Below are 17,098 nucleotides of genomic sequence, written 5' to 3'. Positions count from 1 at the left end.
TCTTTACTTTATTAAAACTATCAAACATACTTATTACAGTTTATGAAAATTATTGTCCCTATGGCTGGACGTGGTTCCAGATTACGTCCACATACACTGACAGTTCCAAAACCTCTTATTCCTATTGCAGGAAAACCTATCGTACAGAGATTAGTGGAAGATATTGCTAAAGTTGCAGGTGAAGAAATTGAAGAAGTAGCTTTTATCATCGGAGATTTTGGCCCGGAGATTGAAAAATCTTTATTACAAATTGCTGAAAGACTAGGAGCAAAAGGAAGCATTTATCATCAGGAAGAAGCTCTGGGAACGGCACACGCTATAAAATGCGCAGAGCAATCGATGACGGGAAATGTTGTTGTAGCTTTTGCAGATACTCTTTTTAAGGCAGATTTTACTTTGGATACTAATTCAGACGGAGTAATTTGGGTAAAAAAAGTAGAAGACCCTTCTGCTTTTGGTGTGGTTAAATTAGATGATTATGGTTTCATTACAGATTTTATAGAAAAACCTCAGACCTTTGTTTCCGATCTTGCCATTATTGGGATTTATTATTTCAACTCAGGCGAAAAACTGATGTCCGAAATTAATTTTATCATGGATAATGATATTAAAGTTGGCGGCGAATATCAGCTTACAACCGCATTAGAAAATCTTCGTCAGAAAGGTGCAAAATTCTCTCTGGGTAAAGTAGATGACTGGATGGATTGCGGAAACAAAAATGCAACCGTAGAAACCAACAGTAAAATTTTAGCATACGAAATGGAAGAAATGTCTCATTTCCCTGCTTCTGCTGTAATTGAAAATTCTTTAATTATTCAACCATGCTTTATTGGTGAAAACGTAAAGATTTCAAACTCTAAAGTGGGTCCTGGGGTTTCTTTAGGAAATAATACAGTCATTGTGAATTCTAATATTGAAAATTCTTTGATTCAGGAAAACACAAAAATTAATCATGGAAATCTTTCTAATTCTATGATCGGAAATTCGGCTCAGTATTTCGGGGTTGCAAGAGAAATTTCTTTAGGAGATTATTCAGTTTTAGATTTTTTATCAAAATAGTTGAAAAAACAGAAAATATTTAACTTAAATAAAGTATATTCAAACCACACAAATATTTTGTGTGGTTTGGCGTTAATATTGCAACATTTTATCAAATTTTCAACAATGAAAAAGTGGATTCCCTTATTTATTTTTACACTTCTTATCTATAGCTGTAAGGCGAGAAAAACTGCCAATCAACAGAATCAAAATATTGACAGTCTTTCAATAGCAAATGTAGATATAAATGATCCCGATAAAAAAGAAAAAAATGTGGCAGATCGTTTAGACTTTTATCAGAAAATTTACCTTCATCCAACCTTTGATTATTTAAAAATCAACAGTAAAATTACAGCCGATAATATAAAAGTAAGTCCGCTTGACGCCGTTATTTATATTGAAACAGATAAAAAAATATGGTCAAGAATCGACTTCCTGTTTTTTAATGCAGCGAGAGCATTAATTACTCCGGAAGGAATTAAAGCAATGGATAAGTACAATAAAAACTATATTGACTCCGATTTTGATTATTTGAATAATCTTTTAAACGTTAACTTTATTGATTATAAAAACCTTGAAAAACTTTTATTAGGAAGAACATTTTTTACCATAAGTAATAAAAATGCGAAAATAATAAAGAATGACAACGGTTATCTTGTAGAATCTCTATCAAACATAAAAATCCAGACTGGTGATATTGAAAGGGAGTATAAAATATCAATGCAATATTCAGAAGATTTTGATCTTGTTATGCTGCATTTGAAAGATGCAAAGTCCAATGATTCCATGGAAATTACTTACGATGATTGGGAATTACAATCCAACAATGTACGCCTTCCGAAAAATGTTAAAATAATTATAAAAGGAAGTAAAAACAGTCAGATTTTAATAGAAAATACGAAATTTGACTTTTCGAGGATGGATACACCTTATTCTGTTCCGTCAAGTTATAAGAAAATTGAGATTCAATGATTAAAAAATTTAGCTTTTTAATAGGTATTTTATTGTTTGGTCTTCACCACGGACAGAGCGTGAAGAAAGAACAGTTGCAAAAACAAAATGCTGATCTTAAAAAACAAATTGCCCAAATAAATACAGATTTAGCAAAAACAAGGAACGAGTCTAAACTCTCTGTTGCCTATCTCGATAATGTTAATAAAAAATTATTATTAAGAGAAAAAGTTTACAGCAATACTCAAAAGGAAAAGAGATTTATTGAAGATGATATTTATCTTCGTCAATTGGATATTAACCGCCAAAATAAAGACCTTGCCGTTCTTAGAAAGAATTATGCGTCCGTTTTGGTGAATGCCTATAAAAATAAAGGAGTACAAAATAAAGTTACTTTTATTCTTTCTGCCAAAAATATGGGAGAAGCGATCCGAAGGGTTCAATATTTAAAACAATATTCTGATTATCAAGATAAAAAAGCGGCAGAAATTACAAATGCTGCCAATCAAATCAAAAAAATGATTGCTCAAAAACAAGGTTATGTGAAGGAGAAAGAAAATCTTTTGGTTAATCAGCAAAAAGATTTAACGACTATCAGCGCTGAAAGAGCCCAAAAAGAACAGCTTGTAACAGAATTTAAGAAAAACGAATCTAAATTAACTTCAGAATTAAGACAAAAACAGACTCAGTCTAAAGCTCTTGAAGGGCAGATAAGATCGATTATTGCAGAAGAAATCAGAATTGCAAAAGCCGAAGAAGAATCAAGAAGAAAAGCAGAAGCTGAGAAAATTCGTTTAGCAAAAATTGCTGCAGAAAGAGAAAAAGCAAGAATAGAAGCTGAAAATAAAGCACGAGCTGCAGCTTTAGAGAAAGAAAGATTAATTGCTGAAGCGGAAGCCAAAAAGGCGAGAGAATTTGCAGAAAAACGAGCGGAAGAAGAAAGAAAACGAAGTGAAGAAGCTGCAAGAAGTGAAGCTACTTCAAGAGACGCAGCAAGAAAAGTTGCAGCCAAAAAAGCATCCGATGAAGCTGCTGTAAAATCAAAAGAAGCTGCTGATAAATTAATAGCTGCTAAAGCTGCAGAAGCTGCACTAGAAAAGAAAAAAGAAGACGACAAAAGAGCAGCAGAATCCAAGGCGATGACAAATTTCGGAGTTTCAACTGTTGCCGGAAATAATTTTGCAGAAAATAAAGGAAGAATGGGATTCCCTGTGGATAAAGGGCAGATTACCCACCGATTCGGAGTACAGCAACACCCTGTCTTCAAAAATATTAAAGAGGAAAATAACGGGATTAAAATCTCTGTTCCTGCAAATACACGAGCAAAATCAGTATTCCCGGGAACAGTGTCTTCAATTCTTGCAAACAGTGACGGAACTAAGACCGTGATGATAAAGCATGGTAATTATTTTACCATTTATTCTAACTTGGGAAGTGCCAGTGTTTCTAAAGGTCAGCAGGTCTCTGCAGGAACACAGGTAGGTGTCGTAGGTCAGGATTTTGATGGATCGTATACCCTTGATTTCCAGGTATGGAACGGAACCACACCGGTTGATCCTTTAGGATGGGTTTCTTATTAAAAAAAGACTAACTTTGTAAAAATTTTAGAAATGAATACTTTAACAATACTTGCCTTATCATGGCAACATATCTTAATTGTAGCAGTACTTCTTGTATTACTTTTCGGTGGTAAAAAAATCCCTGAATTAATGAGAGGTGTAGGTTCAGGTATTAAAGAATTTAAAGATGCTGTAAAAGAAGAAGACAAACCGGGAGCAGAGAAAAAAACGACTCCGACTGACGTTAACAATCCTTCTGGCAACTAAAAAATTTCTTTAAATAACTGATGAATTTTACTGAGACCGCATGGAAAATCTTCAATCAATCTATTGAAGATTATCACTTATATGATAATGTTAACACTCTAATTAATAATCCGTTCGAAAAAGATACTTTGGAACGAATTTTGTATGCTAAAAACTGGATTGATACCATTCAATGGCATTTGGAGGATATTATTAGAGATGAAAATATTGATCCGACTGAAGCTCTTCAATTAAAGAGAACTATAGATGCTTCGAATCAGAAAAGGACTGATTTGGTGGAGTTTATAGACAGTTGGTTTCTTAATAAATTTGAAAAAATTACCCCAAAACCTGAGGCAAAAATCAATACTGAAACTATCGCCTGGGCGGTAGATCGGTTTTCAATTCTCGCTTTAAAGGTTTATCATATGTCGTTAGAAGCAAACAGAGATTCTGCTACTGAAGAGCACAGAGCAAGCTGCCAAGCAAAACTTGATGTGCTGCTTACTCAAAAAGAAGATCTCTCAACTTCTATTAATCAGTTGCTTACTGATATTGAAAACGGTGACGTTAAGATAAAAGTGTACAAACAAATGAAAATGTACAATGACGAAAGTCTTAACCCAATCCTATATCAAAAGGGGCAACAAAAATGAGACGATTATCTTTTTTCGGAGTAATATTACTTATAACATCTTCTTGCGCAACGGAAAAGCCTAACTTTTCTCCGCTGTCAAGTAGTTTTTATAGCGAATCTAAAGGTTCTGACTCAGAAAAAGGAGCTAAAGCAGGCATTGAAATTAACATAAAAGAAAATGTAAATGCTTCAGAAATTTCTAACCTCATTGCTACTTTTCCTCAATTTAAAAATACTCCGTTAAACAACGAAATTACTACTTTAAAATACAGTTTACAGAACTATTTATATGCAATCGATGCCAATAATAAGTCAGGTAAAAATAAAGCTGTAAAAGACTTCGAGAAATCTTATAAAAAAATCCAGAAGTTAAGAGAAAGTCTTAACAAGGATGATAATGAGGTTTTAAACAGATATTTGGTAAGGTTAAAAACCAATATTTCAGTAATTGAAGATTCTATAAAAGGAAATTAAAAAAATAATTATACTTAATGATTAAAATCCAGGCGGAAGCCAATGTTCCTACCGAGCATGGTACTTTCCGAATGATTGCTTTTTCTGAAAATGAAAATGACTGGATGCCCCACATGGCAATTCTCGCAGAAAATACAGACCTTACAAAACCTGTAAATGTGCGTTTCCATTCAGAATGTATCACAGGAGAGGTTTTCCATTCAAAAAAATGTGAATGCGGGCAGCAATTAGATGCCGCAATGAAATATATCCATGAAAATGGGGGAATTATTATCTATCTTCGTCAGGAAGGTAGAAATATTGGGATCATCAATAAATTAAAGGCGTATTCTTTACAGGAAAAAGGTTTTGACACAGTGGAGGCGAATTTAAAATTGGGACTTCCTGCAGATGACAGAAACTTTGAGGTTGCTATTGATATTTTAAACCAATTAGATGTAAAAGATATCAATTTACTAACTAATAATCCTGAAAAGGTAAAATACGTTACAGAAAGTAATATCAATCTTAATTCAAGAATTCCTTTACAAATTCCAGCAACTGAAATAAGTAAAGGATATTTACAGACTAAAAAAGATTACTTCGGTCATTTACTTGATGATAATGGATAATTAAAAAACAATATAAAAGCAAAAGCTCTGGAATTTCTTCCAGAGCTTTTTTGTAATTATAAAAAATTGAAAAGATATATTCTTAATTAACTTTAGTAACTTTTACATTAGAATCATTAAGATTATAATATTTAATTACTGCATTGTAATCACTTGTATCAACTGTTGAAGTACCTTTCGCTGCACTTGCTGGAACTAAAACTATTCTGAATCTTTGATTAGAAAGATATTGAGTTGCTTCAGTAGAATTTAATCCTGTTGATAAATTAAAGTTTTGATCATCAATACTTATTTGTACATTGTTAGTGTCGAAGACAAAATTGTATTGAAATTCTCTGTTAGTAGGCATACCTGTAGCATCAGGTAAGTACATCATTTTTGGGATTAATTGCCAAGAATCTCCTAAATATCTATAAACTAGTACAACATCAGTACCTTGAATATTAATTCCTTGAGTAAATGCATAAGAATTACCACTTGTAAAGTTACCCGTTACATCAGCAACTTTTGAGTATGTATCAAAATCTTGGTCATCATCATCCTTACAGCTAAATATAAATATGCTTACAAAAGCTAATAGTAAAAGTGGAAGAAATTTTTTCATTTTATAAAATTTTTGTTATTATTAATAAAGCATATTCAAATCATATACCAAAATTTGCAAAAACTTTGTTTTCATCCTATTTTTAGTTGTATTTTTGTTCTTATTCAAAAAATCATGAAGAAATTAATTTATACTTCACTCTTTATATTCTTATTTTTAAGTTCAAAAATATCAGCTCAATATCAGCCCAAAAATATTTCTACAGAAGATTTAAAAAAGGCAAATTTATGGGTTGATAAAACCTATTCATCGCTTTCTCAGGACGAAAAATTGGGACAGCTTTTCATCGTTGCATTGTATACCAATAAAGGTGAAAATGAGATCAGTACCGTTAGAAATATTGTCGTAAATGATAAAATCGGTGGATTGATTTTAATGCAGGATGATGCATCAAGAGAAATTAATCTGGTGAATGAATTTCAGCAAAAATCAAAAGTCCCATTGATGATTGGAATGGATGCAGAGTGGGGAGTTTTCCAAAGAATCGCAACAGCTCATAAATACCCTTGGGCTATGACGTTAGGAGCAATTCAGGATAAAAATTTAATATATCAGATGTCTGCCAAAATTGCAGAAGACTGTCACAGAATGGGGATAAATTGGGATTTTGCGCCAGTCGTTGATGTCAATACCAATCCAAGCAACCCGATTATCGGAAACAGAAGCTTCGGGTCTGAGGTAAATAACGTTATAAGTTCTGCTCTCTCCTACTCAAATGGACTTCAGGATAATAATATTTTGGCGGCAATTAAGCATTTTCCAGGGCATGGGGATACCAATACAGATTCACATTTAGATTTACCTGTTGTTTCACATGATTTAGAAAGGTTAAACACTATCGAATTGGCACCTTTCAAAGCTTTAATGGATAAAGGAATAGGCGGTGTTATGATTGCCCATCTATACGTTCCGGCATTAGAATCAGGGAAAGGAATTCCAGCTTCGATTTCTAAAAACATTGTTACAGGTTTATTGAAAGAAAAATTTGGTTACAAAGGATTAATCATCACAGATGCTCTTAATATGGGCGCTGTAGCTAACAAATACAATCCGGGAGAACTGGATGCAATGGCTTTCAAAGCGGGAAACGATATTATGCTGTTCTCTCAAGGTGTTGCAAGTGGGAAAAAATTAATTCAAAAAGCGATTGACAACGGAGAAATTTCACAATCAAGAGTTGAGGAAAGTGTGAAAAAAATCCTTTTGACGAAATATTTTTTAGGTTTAGACACATATACTCCAAAAAATCCGGAAAACATTAATTCAGATTTAAATAATGATTCTCATAAAGTTTTGGTTCAGAATCTCTATTCGAATGCTTTGACCTTATTAAAAGATGAGAAAAAATTGCTGCCGTTAAATAATAAACAAGTTTATTATGTCTCTTTGGAAGAAGCTCCGTATCAGACTTTCGCCGATCAATTAGGTTCAAATGTAATTATCAAAAAAGCTAATGAAATCAATACAATTCCGAAACATTCTACTGTGATTGTTGGTTTACACAAAGATAATTCAACAGCTTATAAGCCTTATAAAATTTCAGATTCATCAAAGAAAGTTTTAAAAGATTTAGCTAAAAAGCAAAATATTATTCTAAATGTTTTCGGTAGTGCTTACGCTTTGAAAGATATTGATATTTCAAAAATTTCAACCGTTTTGGTTTCCTATGAAAATAATGATGATTCGATGAGGGCAACAGCAGATGCATTAAACGGAAAAACAAAAATCTGGGGCAGACTTCCTGTCCTGGTAAACGATAAATTAAAAGCAGGAATGGGAATCGATTTAGATTCAATAACTGCAAAATAACGTGTGAATACAAATATTTACAACATCAAAACAACAAAAAACTCATGAAAATAGGCATACTTTGCTATCCAACATACGGCGGCAGCGGAATCGTGGCAACAGAACTGGGAATGTCGCTGGCAAACAAAGGTTACGAGGTTCACTTCATCAGCAATGCACTCCCTGCGAGATTAGATATTACCAACCCTAATATTTTTTTCCACAGAGTAAATGTACAGACGTATCCACTTTTCCAGTATCAGCCTTATGATATTGCACTAAGCTCGATGATTTACCGTGTTGTAAACCTTTATAAATTGGATTTACTTCATGCTCATTATGCAATTCCTTACGCTTATGCAGCTTTTACAGCTAAACAAATGCTAAAGGAAGACAACAATGATGTTCCTTTGGTAACAACACTTCACGGAACGGATATTACACTGGTTGGGCAGCATCCAAGTTACAAACACGCAGTAGAATTCTCAATCAATCAATCAGATGCGATTACATCAGTTTCTGAAAGTTTGAAAAGAGATACACTACAGTTCTTTAAAATTAAAAAAGAAATTCAGGTGATTACCAATTTTATTGATAATTCAGAATTTGATGAACCCAGCGACTGCCAGAGAACGCAATTTGCCAATCCTGACGAAAAAATCTTAATTCATGTTTCCAATTTACGTCCTGTAAAAAGGGTGGACGAAGTATTGCAGATTTTCAAAAATGTTCAGAAAAAGGTAAAATCGAAATTAATCATCATCGGAGAAGGTCCGGATATGGAAAAAGTAAATCAGTTTTTAGAAGAAAATCCAGACTTGATTTCGAAGATTCGTCTATTAGGAAAAGTGAATGATTTATACAGAATTCTTCAGCTTTCTGACGTATTTTTACTGCCTTCTGAGCAGGAAAGTTTCGGTTTGGCAGCATTGGAAGCAATGGCAGCAAACACTCCAGTGATCAGTTCAAATGCAGGTGGAATTCCGGAAGTTAATATTCAGGGAGAAACCGGATTTTTGGCAGAGATAGGGAATGTAGAAGCCATGAGTAACTACTGCATTAAATTACTGAGCAACGATGAACTTTTAGCTCAAATGAAACTTAACGCCAAGGAACAAGCTATAAAATTTGATTTGAAAAACATTCTGCCGATTTATGAAGAAATGTACAGAACTACTATAGAGAATTTTAAAAGCGAGCTGACAAAAGCTTAGAAAGTTTAAAAATATAAAGACAGTATTCTTTTAAGAGAATGCTGTCTTTTTTTTATTCCTTTTAATTTTATTAAATACAATTTCACAATCCATTAATATCATACGCATAAATATATGTTTCAGTAAATAATTTCCCGTATTGAATTGATTTTTAAAATTTTAAATAAAACATATCGGTTTTTATTTTAAATTTGTATCACACACATGACGGAAAAATTACTTCAATACCTCTGGAACTATAAAGTTTTCAAGCATTTCGACTTCAAGGATCTTGAAGGAAACCCTGTTGAAATACTAGATTTCGGCAAATGGAATACAGATTCCGGTCCGGATTTCTTATCGGCAAAAATTAAGATCAATCATATTATTTTCGCCGGAAACATCGAACTTCATATCAAATCCTCCGATTGGATTTTTCACAATCACTCTCAGGATCCCAATTATGAAAACATTATTCTTCACGTCGTTTTTCAAAATGATATTGAGATTGACGAACTCAAAAATAAAAATATTCCAACTCTGGAATTGAGAACTCACATCGATGAAAATATTCTCTGGAAACACGAAAAACTTCTATCTGAAAGTCAGTTTATTGCCTGTGAAAATCTTTTTGATTCAATTAAAATTCCAATTCATTTTCATGAAGAGAACATTCTGAAAAAATTAGAAGAAAAATCTTTGGAATTCGAAAAGAGTTTGGAGCAATTCAAAAATAATTTTGAAGCTGTTTTATTTCATAGCCTCGCTTATTCCTTCGGTTTGAAAGTTAATGCTTTTATTTTCAAACAAATTGCAGAAAGCATCGATTTTACTACTCTTCTGAAAATCCGACAAAACGAAACACAGTTGGAAGCATTATTTTTCGGAATTTCAGGTTGGTTAGAAAATCCTGAAGATAATCAAATGAAAATCTGGAAGCGGGAATTTGACTTTATTAAAGCTAAATTCAACATTACTGATCTCATCATTCGCCCGAAGTTTCTACGGTTACGACCTCCAAATTTTCCCACGATTCGATTGTCACAATTGGCAAATCTTTACCATTTTCAGCAAAATTTATTCTCAAAAATCATTCATGCAAAAAGCTCAGACGAATTATTTGAGATTTTTAAAGATATAAAAGCTTCTGAATATTGGGATCATCATTTTAATTTCGGGAAAATTTCAACTGCTCATCAACTAAAAATTGTAAGTAAGGATTTTATTGAATTGATCATTCTAAATACGGTTTTACCTTTAAAATATACTTATCACAAATATCATCATGAAGAAATTACAGATGAGATTCTCGACTTCTATAAAAATCTTTCAGCAGAAAAAAATTCAATTATCGATGATTGGAAAAAATTAGGATTAAAGTGCAAAAATGCTTTGGAAAGTCAGAGTTTGATTTATCATTATAAAAATTCCTGTGAAGAAAAAAATTGCTTACATTGCAGTATTGGATTTAAAATTTTAAAAGAATCTTGAAATGTTTGATAATATCCGCCACAAAATGGAAAGAGAATGGTTTGGCGTTCTCACAAGAACCGGTGCAAAACTTGGAATTCCGGTATCTAAACTGAGAGTTTTTTTCATTTATTCCACGTTTGCCACAGCAGGATTTTTCTTTTTGATTTATCTTGGATTGGCGTTTACACTGTGGATCAAAGATATGTTCATCACAAGGCGACCTAATGTTTTTGATTTATAATTATGGAATTTTTACCTATTACTTCTCCTGACGATTACAGAATTCAGGAAATATACAATTCGTATTCAACTACTTTTCCCGAAGATGAACGAAGAGATTGGGATAAATTTATTCCTCTTTTTAATCATTCAAATGTAAAGGTTATCTCTGCGTTGCATGAAGCAAAAAATATTGGTTATTTGATCATTTGGGAATTAAGCAATTTTACCTTTGTAGAGCATTTTGAGGTTTTTCAGGAATTCAGAAGTCAGAAATTAGGTTCTCATATAACAGGGTATTTATTTGAAAATTATCCACGAATTATTTTGGAAATCGAACCTGAACATTTGTGTGATGATGCCAAAAGGCGCTATTATTTTTATCAGAAAAACGGTTTTAAACTGATTGATGCATCATACATTCAACCGAGTTATGGAAAGGACAAAAAACCGTTAGATTTATGGCTGCTGGCAAATTATTCTCCTGAAAATCTGGAGGAAGTAAAAGACGAAATTTACGATATTGTTTATCATTAAAATATAAATCCGAAGTTATTATGCTTCGGATTTTCTTATATTTTTTTCATTGAAAATTAAAAAATTAATTCACTTCATATTCCAATTTAATCGTAATACTCGCTTCTTTATCTTTAGAAGCTGTATTGAAAGTTCCGCCATAAGAATAATCTTCATTAGAATTAGGAGCCGTAATCTGAATAACTCCCATCGTCGCCTTTTTCAAACTTCCTAAACTGCTTCCTGAGTTTTCAGCAATTTTCTCTGCACGTTCTTTGGCATCTTTTGTTGCAGAAGCAATCATTTCCTGCTTTACGGTTGCTAATTTGGTGTAAAAATAACTTGGTGAAGATGATGTAAACTCTATTCCACGATTGATGATTTCTGTAATATTTCTTGAAAGATTTTCAATTTTTGCAACTTCTTTACTTTCAATAGAAACCGTTTGTGTAAGATTATATCCTATAAATTCGTTCTGAACATTATTTCCGTTTGAGTCAGTATAATTTTTAAACTGCTTCTGGATGTCAACAGAAGAAAAAACGATCTCGTTTTGCTTAACTCCTTTTGACAGTAAATAATCATTAATTGCTTTTCTATCTAAAGCCAATTCGTCGTAAGCCGCTTTTAAATCAAAATTATTTTTTGAGAAACTTCCTGACCAGGTAATTAAATCAGAAACAAATTGTTTTGTCCCTAAACCTGTCACAGAAATCGTATTTTCAGCCTTATTTCTATTTTTAATGGCATTTCCAAGAAGTCCGAGACCGATTACAAAACCTAGTGCTCCAATGGCAATCGCAATAATATTTTTATTCATAAAAATTTGTGAATTTGAGAGTTATAATTTTATAACTGATTTTTCAATGATTTTGTTATATCAATTATCATTCCAAATTTTAACATTTTTTAAGACTTAGATTTTTTCAGTCTTCCGATATATTTAGGAATTATTTCTTCCATACGAAGTAAAACTCCTGATAGATTTTTTGCTTTTACGTACGTTCTTATTTGCGGGTTTTCTAAAAAAGAAAATTCTATAAATTCTGAAATACGTTCTTCCGGAATTCCCATTTTTGTAAAATATTCCGGATCTACTCTATTTCGTACCCACAAAATATGTTGCTGCAAATCGTCATATTTATACTGTCGTTTCTGTCTTCTCGCCTTCCCGCTAATCAGATTATAAGCACCTTGAACATCCAAACTTCCCAAAAGAATCGGAATTAAAACTTGTTTTACTTCCGCAGGTTTCTCTCTCATTTTTCCGACAGGTTGTGGTAAACCGACAGCCTGTTCTACAATTGCACCACGATCAATTTTGGCAACAGCTTTGGAATCTTTTCCTAGATCTCCGGTAATTTTTGCGACCTTAACCTCTTCAATTTCTTCAGCAATTCTTATTAAAGTAACAAATAAAAAAGGATTGGCTCCATTAGTGAGAACTTTTCTCGAAGCCCTTTCATAATTAGCCCGTATAAATCTTAATTCATCATTAGCAGAAGCATCGATTGCAAATTCGCCGGATGAATTGGTGTATACTTTTTGATCTGTTGTAATATTAATAACCGTAACAGCAGCTAAATCTATATTGTTTTCATCAGAAATTTTGCCGGTAACTTTTTGTTGAGAAAATGCATTTATAGATAAAAAAATCAGAAATACCACTAATTTTAACTTAATCATTGTTCGCTCCGTTTACGGTTTTAAGGCTTTTTGTAAGCCGAGAGTCTGTTAAAAACAGCGTTTTTGAATCTGTTCATATCCTCTTCCGTACAGTAGCCATATTTCAGGATTTTGTTTCTTTCAAAACCTGTTCTTAAAATATATAAGATGAAATGCTGAATCTGAGGTTTGTCTATTTTGAGATCTTCAAAAAACTTTTCTCCCAATGCATTCTGCAGATAATTCATCAGATCCATGTCATCCCATTTATTTTTGGTTTTTCCGAATGAAAATGTTCCTTTCGTAATAGGTTGCACAAATTCTCCCGGTCGGGCTGCCATGATTCTTGGATCGGATTTTTGAGACATATAAAGGGCAAGATCACTTTTCAGCTTCTGAACTTTTTTTGGTGGATTCAGATTTTTAGAATCAATTTTAATATCTCCCGTGATTTCTTTTTTGATTTCGACTTCAGCAATCAAAGTGGCTGCTTTTATCAACGTTACATTAATTGGTGAGCCGATATTTTCTTTTGTAACTTTTTGGTTAGTACGCTCGTACACTGTTTTTACAAAACGTAATTCGTCTCCCGCTCTACCGGAAATCATAAAGTGCCCGTCACGATTGGTTGAAACCCTTTCATCTGTTCTGATATTGATAACTGTTACGTCAGGAATTTCAGCCTTGTCTTCAGAAACTGCTTTCCCAAAGATATAATCCTGTGCATTGATATTGATGAAGAAGATAGTAAATAGTATAAAGAATAGTTTAATTTTCACGGACAGTTTTTTATAAAGCAAAACTAAAGTTATTTTTAATCATTACCAGAAGTTTAACCACAGTTAACGTGTTTTGGGATTTCTTTTAGATATTTGTTTCAAAAACTGTTAAATGAAGCATTGTAATTGTTAAAATTTACTTTAAAAATTAGTTAACTTGCACTTTCAATCTCATTTACGAAATGCAAAATTCATATACAGTCATCAATGCTTCTGCAGGATCAGGGAAAACCTATGCCTTGGTTCAGAGACTTTTGATGATCTGTCTTCGATATCCCAATCAGCAGTATTCTATCAGAAATATTCTGGCGCTTACCTTTACCAATAAAGCCGCCAATGAAATGAAAGAAAGAATTCTTTCCTGGCTGGAAAATTTTTCAAAAGACAGTTTTGCAGACAATGCAGATTTAAAAAACATCCAAAAAGCATTTGAGGAAGAAGGCCTGAAGATTACAATTGACGAACTGCATATTCGTGCTAAAAAGCTGCTGGATTACATTCTTCACAATTATTCTACTTTGAATATTGGTACGATAGACCGTTTCAACTCTCGTCTGGTAAGAAGTTTTTCTTATGAATTGGGATTAGCTAAAAATTTTAACCTTGAAATTGAAGCAGAACCTTTTTTGATTGAAGCTGTTGACAAAATGCTCGATCAAATCGGGGAAAATGATGTAATTTCTAATTCTTTTATGGATTATGTAGATTATAGTCTGGAGAATAATGAGAGAATTAATTTAAATAAAAACCTGTATAATTCGGCAAAGGAGTTTGTAAAAGACATTCATTATGAGCACCTTAAAGACAATAAAGATTTCGACAATACGAATTATGAAACAATAAAAAATACGCTCCGAAAAGAAATCGTCACCAATAAAAAGCTAGCTGTAGAACTAGCAACACAATCTATAGACTTATTTAAATCAAGAAATATTGAAATTGAAGATTTTTCAGGTGGGAAAAAAAATGGATTAGGTTTATTCTTCAATGAAGTAATACGTTTTCTTAATAAACAAAGAGATAAATTTCCATTTCCAGCTAATGAAGAAACAGCAATAAATAATTATCAAAAGATTGTTGCTGCCAAGTCCAAAATTAAAGAATCTTTAGTAAGCGAGATTTTAGAACAATTGCTGGAAAACAGAATGAAACTGATTCTTTTATATATTGAAACGCAGAAAAAAGAGAAAATTTTATCAGCGCTTCTTCCTTTAAAAGTTAATAAAGATATTCAGGACGAATTGAAAAAAATTGAGGAAGAAAATGACTTGGTTTTACTTTCAAAATTCAATATTCTGATTAATGAAAATCTTAAAAATGAGCCTTCTGCTTTTATTTATGAAAAAGTAGGTGCGCAGTTTCAGCATTATTTCTTCGATGAATTTCAGGATACTTCGGAATTGCAATGGCAGAATTTTGTTCCGCTGAGAGATCATTCCGTTTCCTCAGAAAACACTTCTTTTACTTTGGTGGGCGATCCAAAACAGAGTATTTACCGTTTTCGTGGCGGAGAAAGTAAATTAATGCTTGACATTATCAATAAAAAAGAATTTTCTCCCAAACAAGCCGAACTTTTAGTGTTGAAAGATAACTGGCGAAGTGCAAAAAATATTGTTCATTTTAATAATGAATTATATGAATTTCATTCGAGAGATTTGGCGCAGGAACATAAAAATATTTTCGGGACTGATGCCGAACAAAATGCAAAATCTAGCAAAGAAGGTCGCGTTAAAGTTAATTTAATTGAAAATCTCACCAACGAAGATTTCTATAATGATACGTCTGAGCGAATGCAGAAAGATATTCAAGAAAGTCTTGATAATGGATTTAAATTTTCAGACATTACAATTCTTTGCCGCGGAAATTTTGATATTTTCAGTTATTCCCAAAAATTAGGAAATCTGAAAGTGAATTATCATGGTGAAGAAACCAATATTAAAACGATTTCTGATAAAGGCCTTACCTTAGAATTATCCAATACATTAAAGGCAATCATTGAGTTTCTGAAATGGGAAATGAACCCGAAAAGTAAGCAGAATCTGATTATAATGATGTATTACCTTAATAAACTGGGAAGAATTCGCATGACCGATTTTACCTTGGAAATGATGAAAATCCTGGAGATTGAATCGCATGAAGAGATTTTACAGTTCATCCACAACAACTATTCTTTACAGCTTAAACAGGAAAATTTTCCTAAGTTTAATTTATATAATTTTGTAGAATATTACATCAACGAATTTTCATTTGAAAATAAAGAAACAGATTTTCTTCTCAACTTTTTGGAAATGCTGTTCAACTTCACGCAAAATGCGAGTGCGAGTACGAAAGAATTTTTGAAATATTGGGATGAGGAAGCATCAACTTACACCATTCAGGCTTCGGAAAATATTGATGCCATTCAGATTATGACGATTCATAAAGCGAAAGGTCTGGAATTTCCTATCGTTTTTATTCCGATGATGAATAAAAATCGTGATGCTGAATTTTCCAATTGGTTTGAAACTAATGACAATTCGGCGTTGAAATCGGTTAATATCAATCAGTTCAACAAAAATCTTGAAGTGTATGATGAAGAAATACTGTTTTTTAATGTCCAGAATTCTTACAAAAACTTTGTAGACCGATTGTGTTTGCAATATGTGGCAACCACCCGACCCGTAGAACAGTTGTTTTTTTACATTCAGAAAGCCAATAAAACTTCAAATAATCTTGAACTTCTGGAATTTCTCCAATCTAAAAATTCTGAAAATCTTGATGAATTTGATTTGTACGAAACGAATCCTGAAACGCTGAAAAAATATTCAAAGGACAAGACCTCATCTTTCAAAACCCAAAATATTAGAAATCTTAAAAATGTTAATGAGAAAAGTACTTCTATAAAGATTGCAACGCCTTCAAAAAACTATCAGGTAAGAAATGAAAAGGTGAGAATCGGTCTTTTTGTACATGAATTGTTATCAAAAATCAATACTGAAAAAGATATTGCGAAGGTTTTAGAAAGGTATGTGCTGGAAGGTCAGATTACGATAGAAGAAAGAACGAAAATTCAAAAGGATCTGCACGAAATTGTTGAGATGTATTCTGAATTCTTCGATGAAAAGTGGAAAGTTCTAAATGAAAAAGATATCATGATCTCAGAAAACGGAGAAAGCAAAATGTATCGTCCCGACCGACTTTTGAAAAGTGATGAAGGCTATATGATTGTTGATTTTAAAACCGGTGAAGAAACTGAGAAAAATGATAAACAGATTGAGAATTATAAAAGAATCCTTGAAAGCCTGGGGAGAAAGGTATTGAAGACACAACTTATATATCTTTAATAATTTCGGCGGCACCTTTGGT

The 17,098-nt window shown here is 32.5% G+C and carries 17 protein-coding genes; 13 read left to right on the top strand and 4 right to left on the bottom strand.

Annotated elements, in window-relative coordinates; genetic code table 11:
* Positions 1-42 precede the first annotated feature (42 nt).
* The 7 genes from ASG22_RS20115 (at position 43) to ribA (ending at position 5,516) form a co-directional block, all read left to right on the top strand.
* The gene (locus tag ASG22_RS20115) at positions 43-1,059 is read left to right on the top strand and encodes a sugar phosphate nucleotidyltransferase (protein WP_055988470.1); all 1,017 of its coding nucleotides are present in this window, start codon (positions 43-45) and stop codon (positions 1,057-1,059) included.
* Positions 1,060-1,164: 105 nt separating this feature from the next.
* Positions 1,165-2,010, top strand: a complete 846-nt coding sequence (locus tag ASG22_RS20110; protein WP_055988468.1) for a DUF4292 domain-containing protein — start codon at positions 1,165-1,167, stop codon at positions 2,008-2,010.
* Positions 2,007-3,569, top strand: a complete 1,563-nt coding sequence (locus ASG22_RS20105) for a peptidoglycan DD-metalloendopeptidase family protein (RefSeq protein WP_055988466.1) — start codon at positions 2,007-2,009, stop codon at positions 3,567-3,569. The genes ASG22_RS20110 and ASG22_RS20105 overlap by 4 nt, the downstream gene beginning before the upstream one ends.
* A 30-nt stretch (positions 3,570-3,599) precedes the next feature.
* On the top strand, positions 3,600-3,815 hold the full coding sequence (locus ASG22_RS20100) for a twin-arginine translocase TatA/TatE family subunit (RefSeq protein ID WP_055988464.1): 216 nt from the start codon (positions 3,600-3,602) through the stop codon (positions 3,813-3,815).
* 20 nt (positions 3,816-3,835) lie between these two features.
* Positions 3,836-4,450 (top strand): DUF4254 domain-containing protein, encoded by a 615-nt coding sequence (locus tag ASG22_RS20095; protein WP_055988461.1) that lies wholly within the window; start codon positions 3,836-3,838, stop codon positions 4,448-4,450.
* Positions 4,447-4,905, top strand: a complete 459-nt coding sequence (locus tag ASG22_RS20090; RefSeq protein ID WP_055988459.1) for a hypothetical protein — start codon at positions 4,447-4,449, stop codon at positions 4,903-4,905. The genes ASG22_RS20095 and ASG22_RS20090 overlap by 4 nt, the downstream gene beginning before the upstream one ends.
* Positions 4,906-4,922: 17 nt before the next feature.
* Positions 4,923-5,516 carry a GTP cyclohydrolase II gene (ribA, locus tag ASG22_RS20085; RefSeq protein WP_055988457.1) on the top strand — a complete coding sequence of 198 codons (594 nt, stop codon included), beginning with the start codon at positions 4,923-4,925 and terminating at the stop codon, positions 5,514-5,516.
* Positions 5,517-5,598: 82 nt separating this feature from the next.
* Here the strand turns inward: ribA and ASG22_RS20080 are convergent, their stop codons facing one another.
* Entirely contained in the window at positions 5,599-6,120 is a 522-nt protein-coding gene (locus tag ASG22_RS20080; RefSeq protein WP_055988455.1) for a hypothetical protein, read from the bottom strand.
* 114 nt (positions 6,121-6,234) lie between these two features.
* Here ASG22_RS20080 and ASG22_RS20075 point away from each other — a divergent pair, with 114 nt between their 5' ends.
* The 5 genes from ASG22_RS20075 (at position 6,235) to ASG22_RS20055 (ending at position 11,330) form a co-directional block, all read left to right on the top strand.
* Positions 6,235-7,929 carry a glycoside hydrolase family 3 protein gene (locus ASG22_RS20075; protein WP_055988453.1) on the top strand — a complete coding sequence of 565 codons (1,695 nt, stop codon included), beginning with the start codon at positions 6,235-6,237 and terminating at the stop codon, positions 7,927-7,929.
* 44 nt (positions 7,930-7,973) lie between these two features.
* Positions 7,974-9,122 carry an N-acetyl-alpha-D-glucosaminyl L-malate synthase BshA gene (gene bshA / locus ASG22_RS20070; protein WP_055988451.1) on the top strand — a complete coding sequence of 383 codons (1,149 nt, stop codon included), beginning with the start codon at positions 7,974-7,976 and terminating at the stop codon, positions 9,120-9,122.
* Positions 9,123-9,326: 204 nt separating this feature from the next.
* Positions 9,327-10,592 (top strand): DUF2851 family protein, encoded by a 1,266-nt coding sequence (locus tag ASG22_RS20065; protein ID WP_055988448.1) that lies wholly within the window; start codon positions 9,327-9,329, stop codon positions 10,590-10,592.
* A gap of 1 nt (position 10,593) precedes the next feature.
* Positions 10,594-10,815, top strand: a complete 222-nt coding sequence (locus tag ASG22_RS20060; RefSeq protein WP_055988446.1) for a PspC family transcriptional regulator — start codon at positions 10,594-10,596, stop codon at positions 10,813-10,815.
* A 2-nt stretch (positions 10,816-10,817) separates the two neighbouring features.
* A complete protein-coding gene (locus ASG22_RS20055) occupies positions 10,818-11,330 on the top strand; it encodes a GNAT family N-acetyltransferase (protein ID WP_055988444.1) in 513 nt (170 codons plus the stop codon).
* A 64-nt stretch (positions 11,331-11,394) separates the two neighbouring features.
* Here the strand turns inward: ASG22_RS20055 and ASG22_RS20050 are convergent, their stop codons facing one another.
* From ASG22_RS20050 to ASG22_RS20040, 3 genes are all read right to left on the bottom strand, one after another.
* The gene (locus tag ASG22_RS20050) at positions 11,395-12,129 is read right to left on the bottom strand and encodes an SIMPL domain-containing protein (RefSeq protein WP_055988442.1); all 735 of its coding nucleotides are present in this window, start codon (positions 12,127-12,129) and stop codon (positions 11,395-11,397) included.
* An 89-nt stretch (positions 12,130-12,218) separates the two neighbouring features.
* Entirely contained in the window at positions 12,219-12,995 is a 777-nt protein-coding gene (locus ASG22_RS20045; RefSeq protein ID WP_055988440.1) for a hypothetical protein, read from the bottom strand.
* A gap of 20 nt (positions 12,996-13,015) precedes the next feature.
* A complete protein-coding gene (locus tag ASG22_RS20040; protein ID WP_055988438.1) occupies positions 13,016-13,753 on the bottom strand; it encodes a hypothetical protein in 738 nt (245 codons plus the stop codon).
* A 182-nt stretch (positions 13,754-13,935) separates the two neighbouring features.
* Between ASG22_RS20040 and ASG22_RS20035 the strand changes: the two genes are divergently transcribed.
* On the top strand, positions 13,936-17,076 hold the full coding sequence (locus ASG22_RS20035) for a UvrD-helicase domain-containing protein (RefSeq protein ID WP_055988436.1): 3,141 nt from the start codon (positions 13,936-13,938) through the stop codon (positions 17,074-17,076).
* Positions 17,077-17,098 lie beyond the last annotated feature (22 nt).

Source organism: Chryseobacterium sp. Leaf405, assembly GCF_001425355.1.
GTDB lineage: Bacteria > Bacteroidota > Bacteroidia > Flavobacteriales > Weeksellaceae > Chryseobacterium.
Note: the sequence above shows the minus strand (reverse complement) of the source record. Positions and strands in the feature narration are given on the sequence as shown.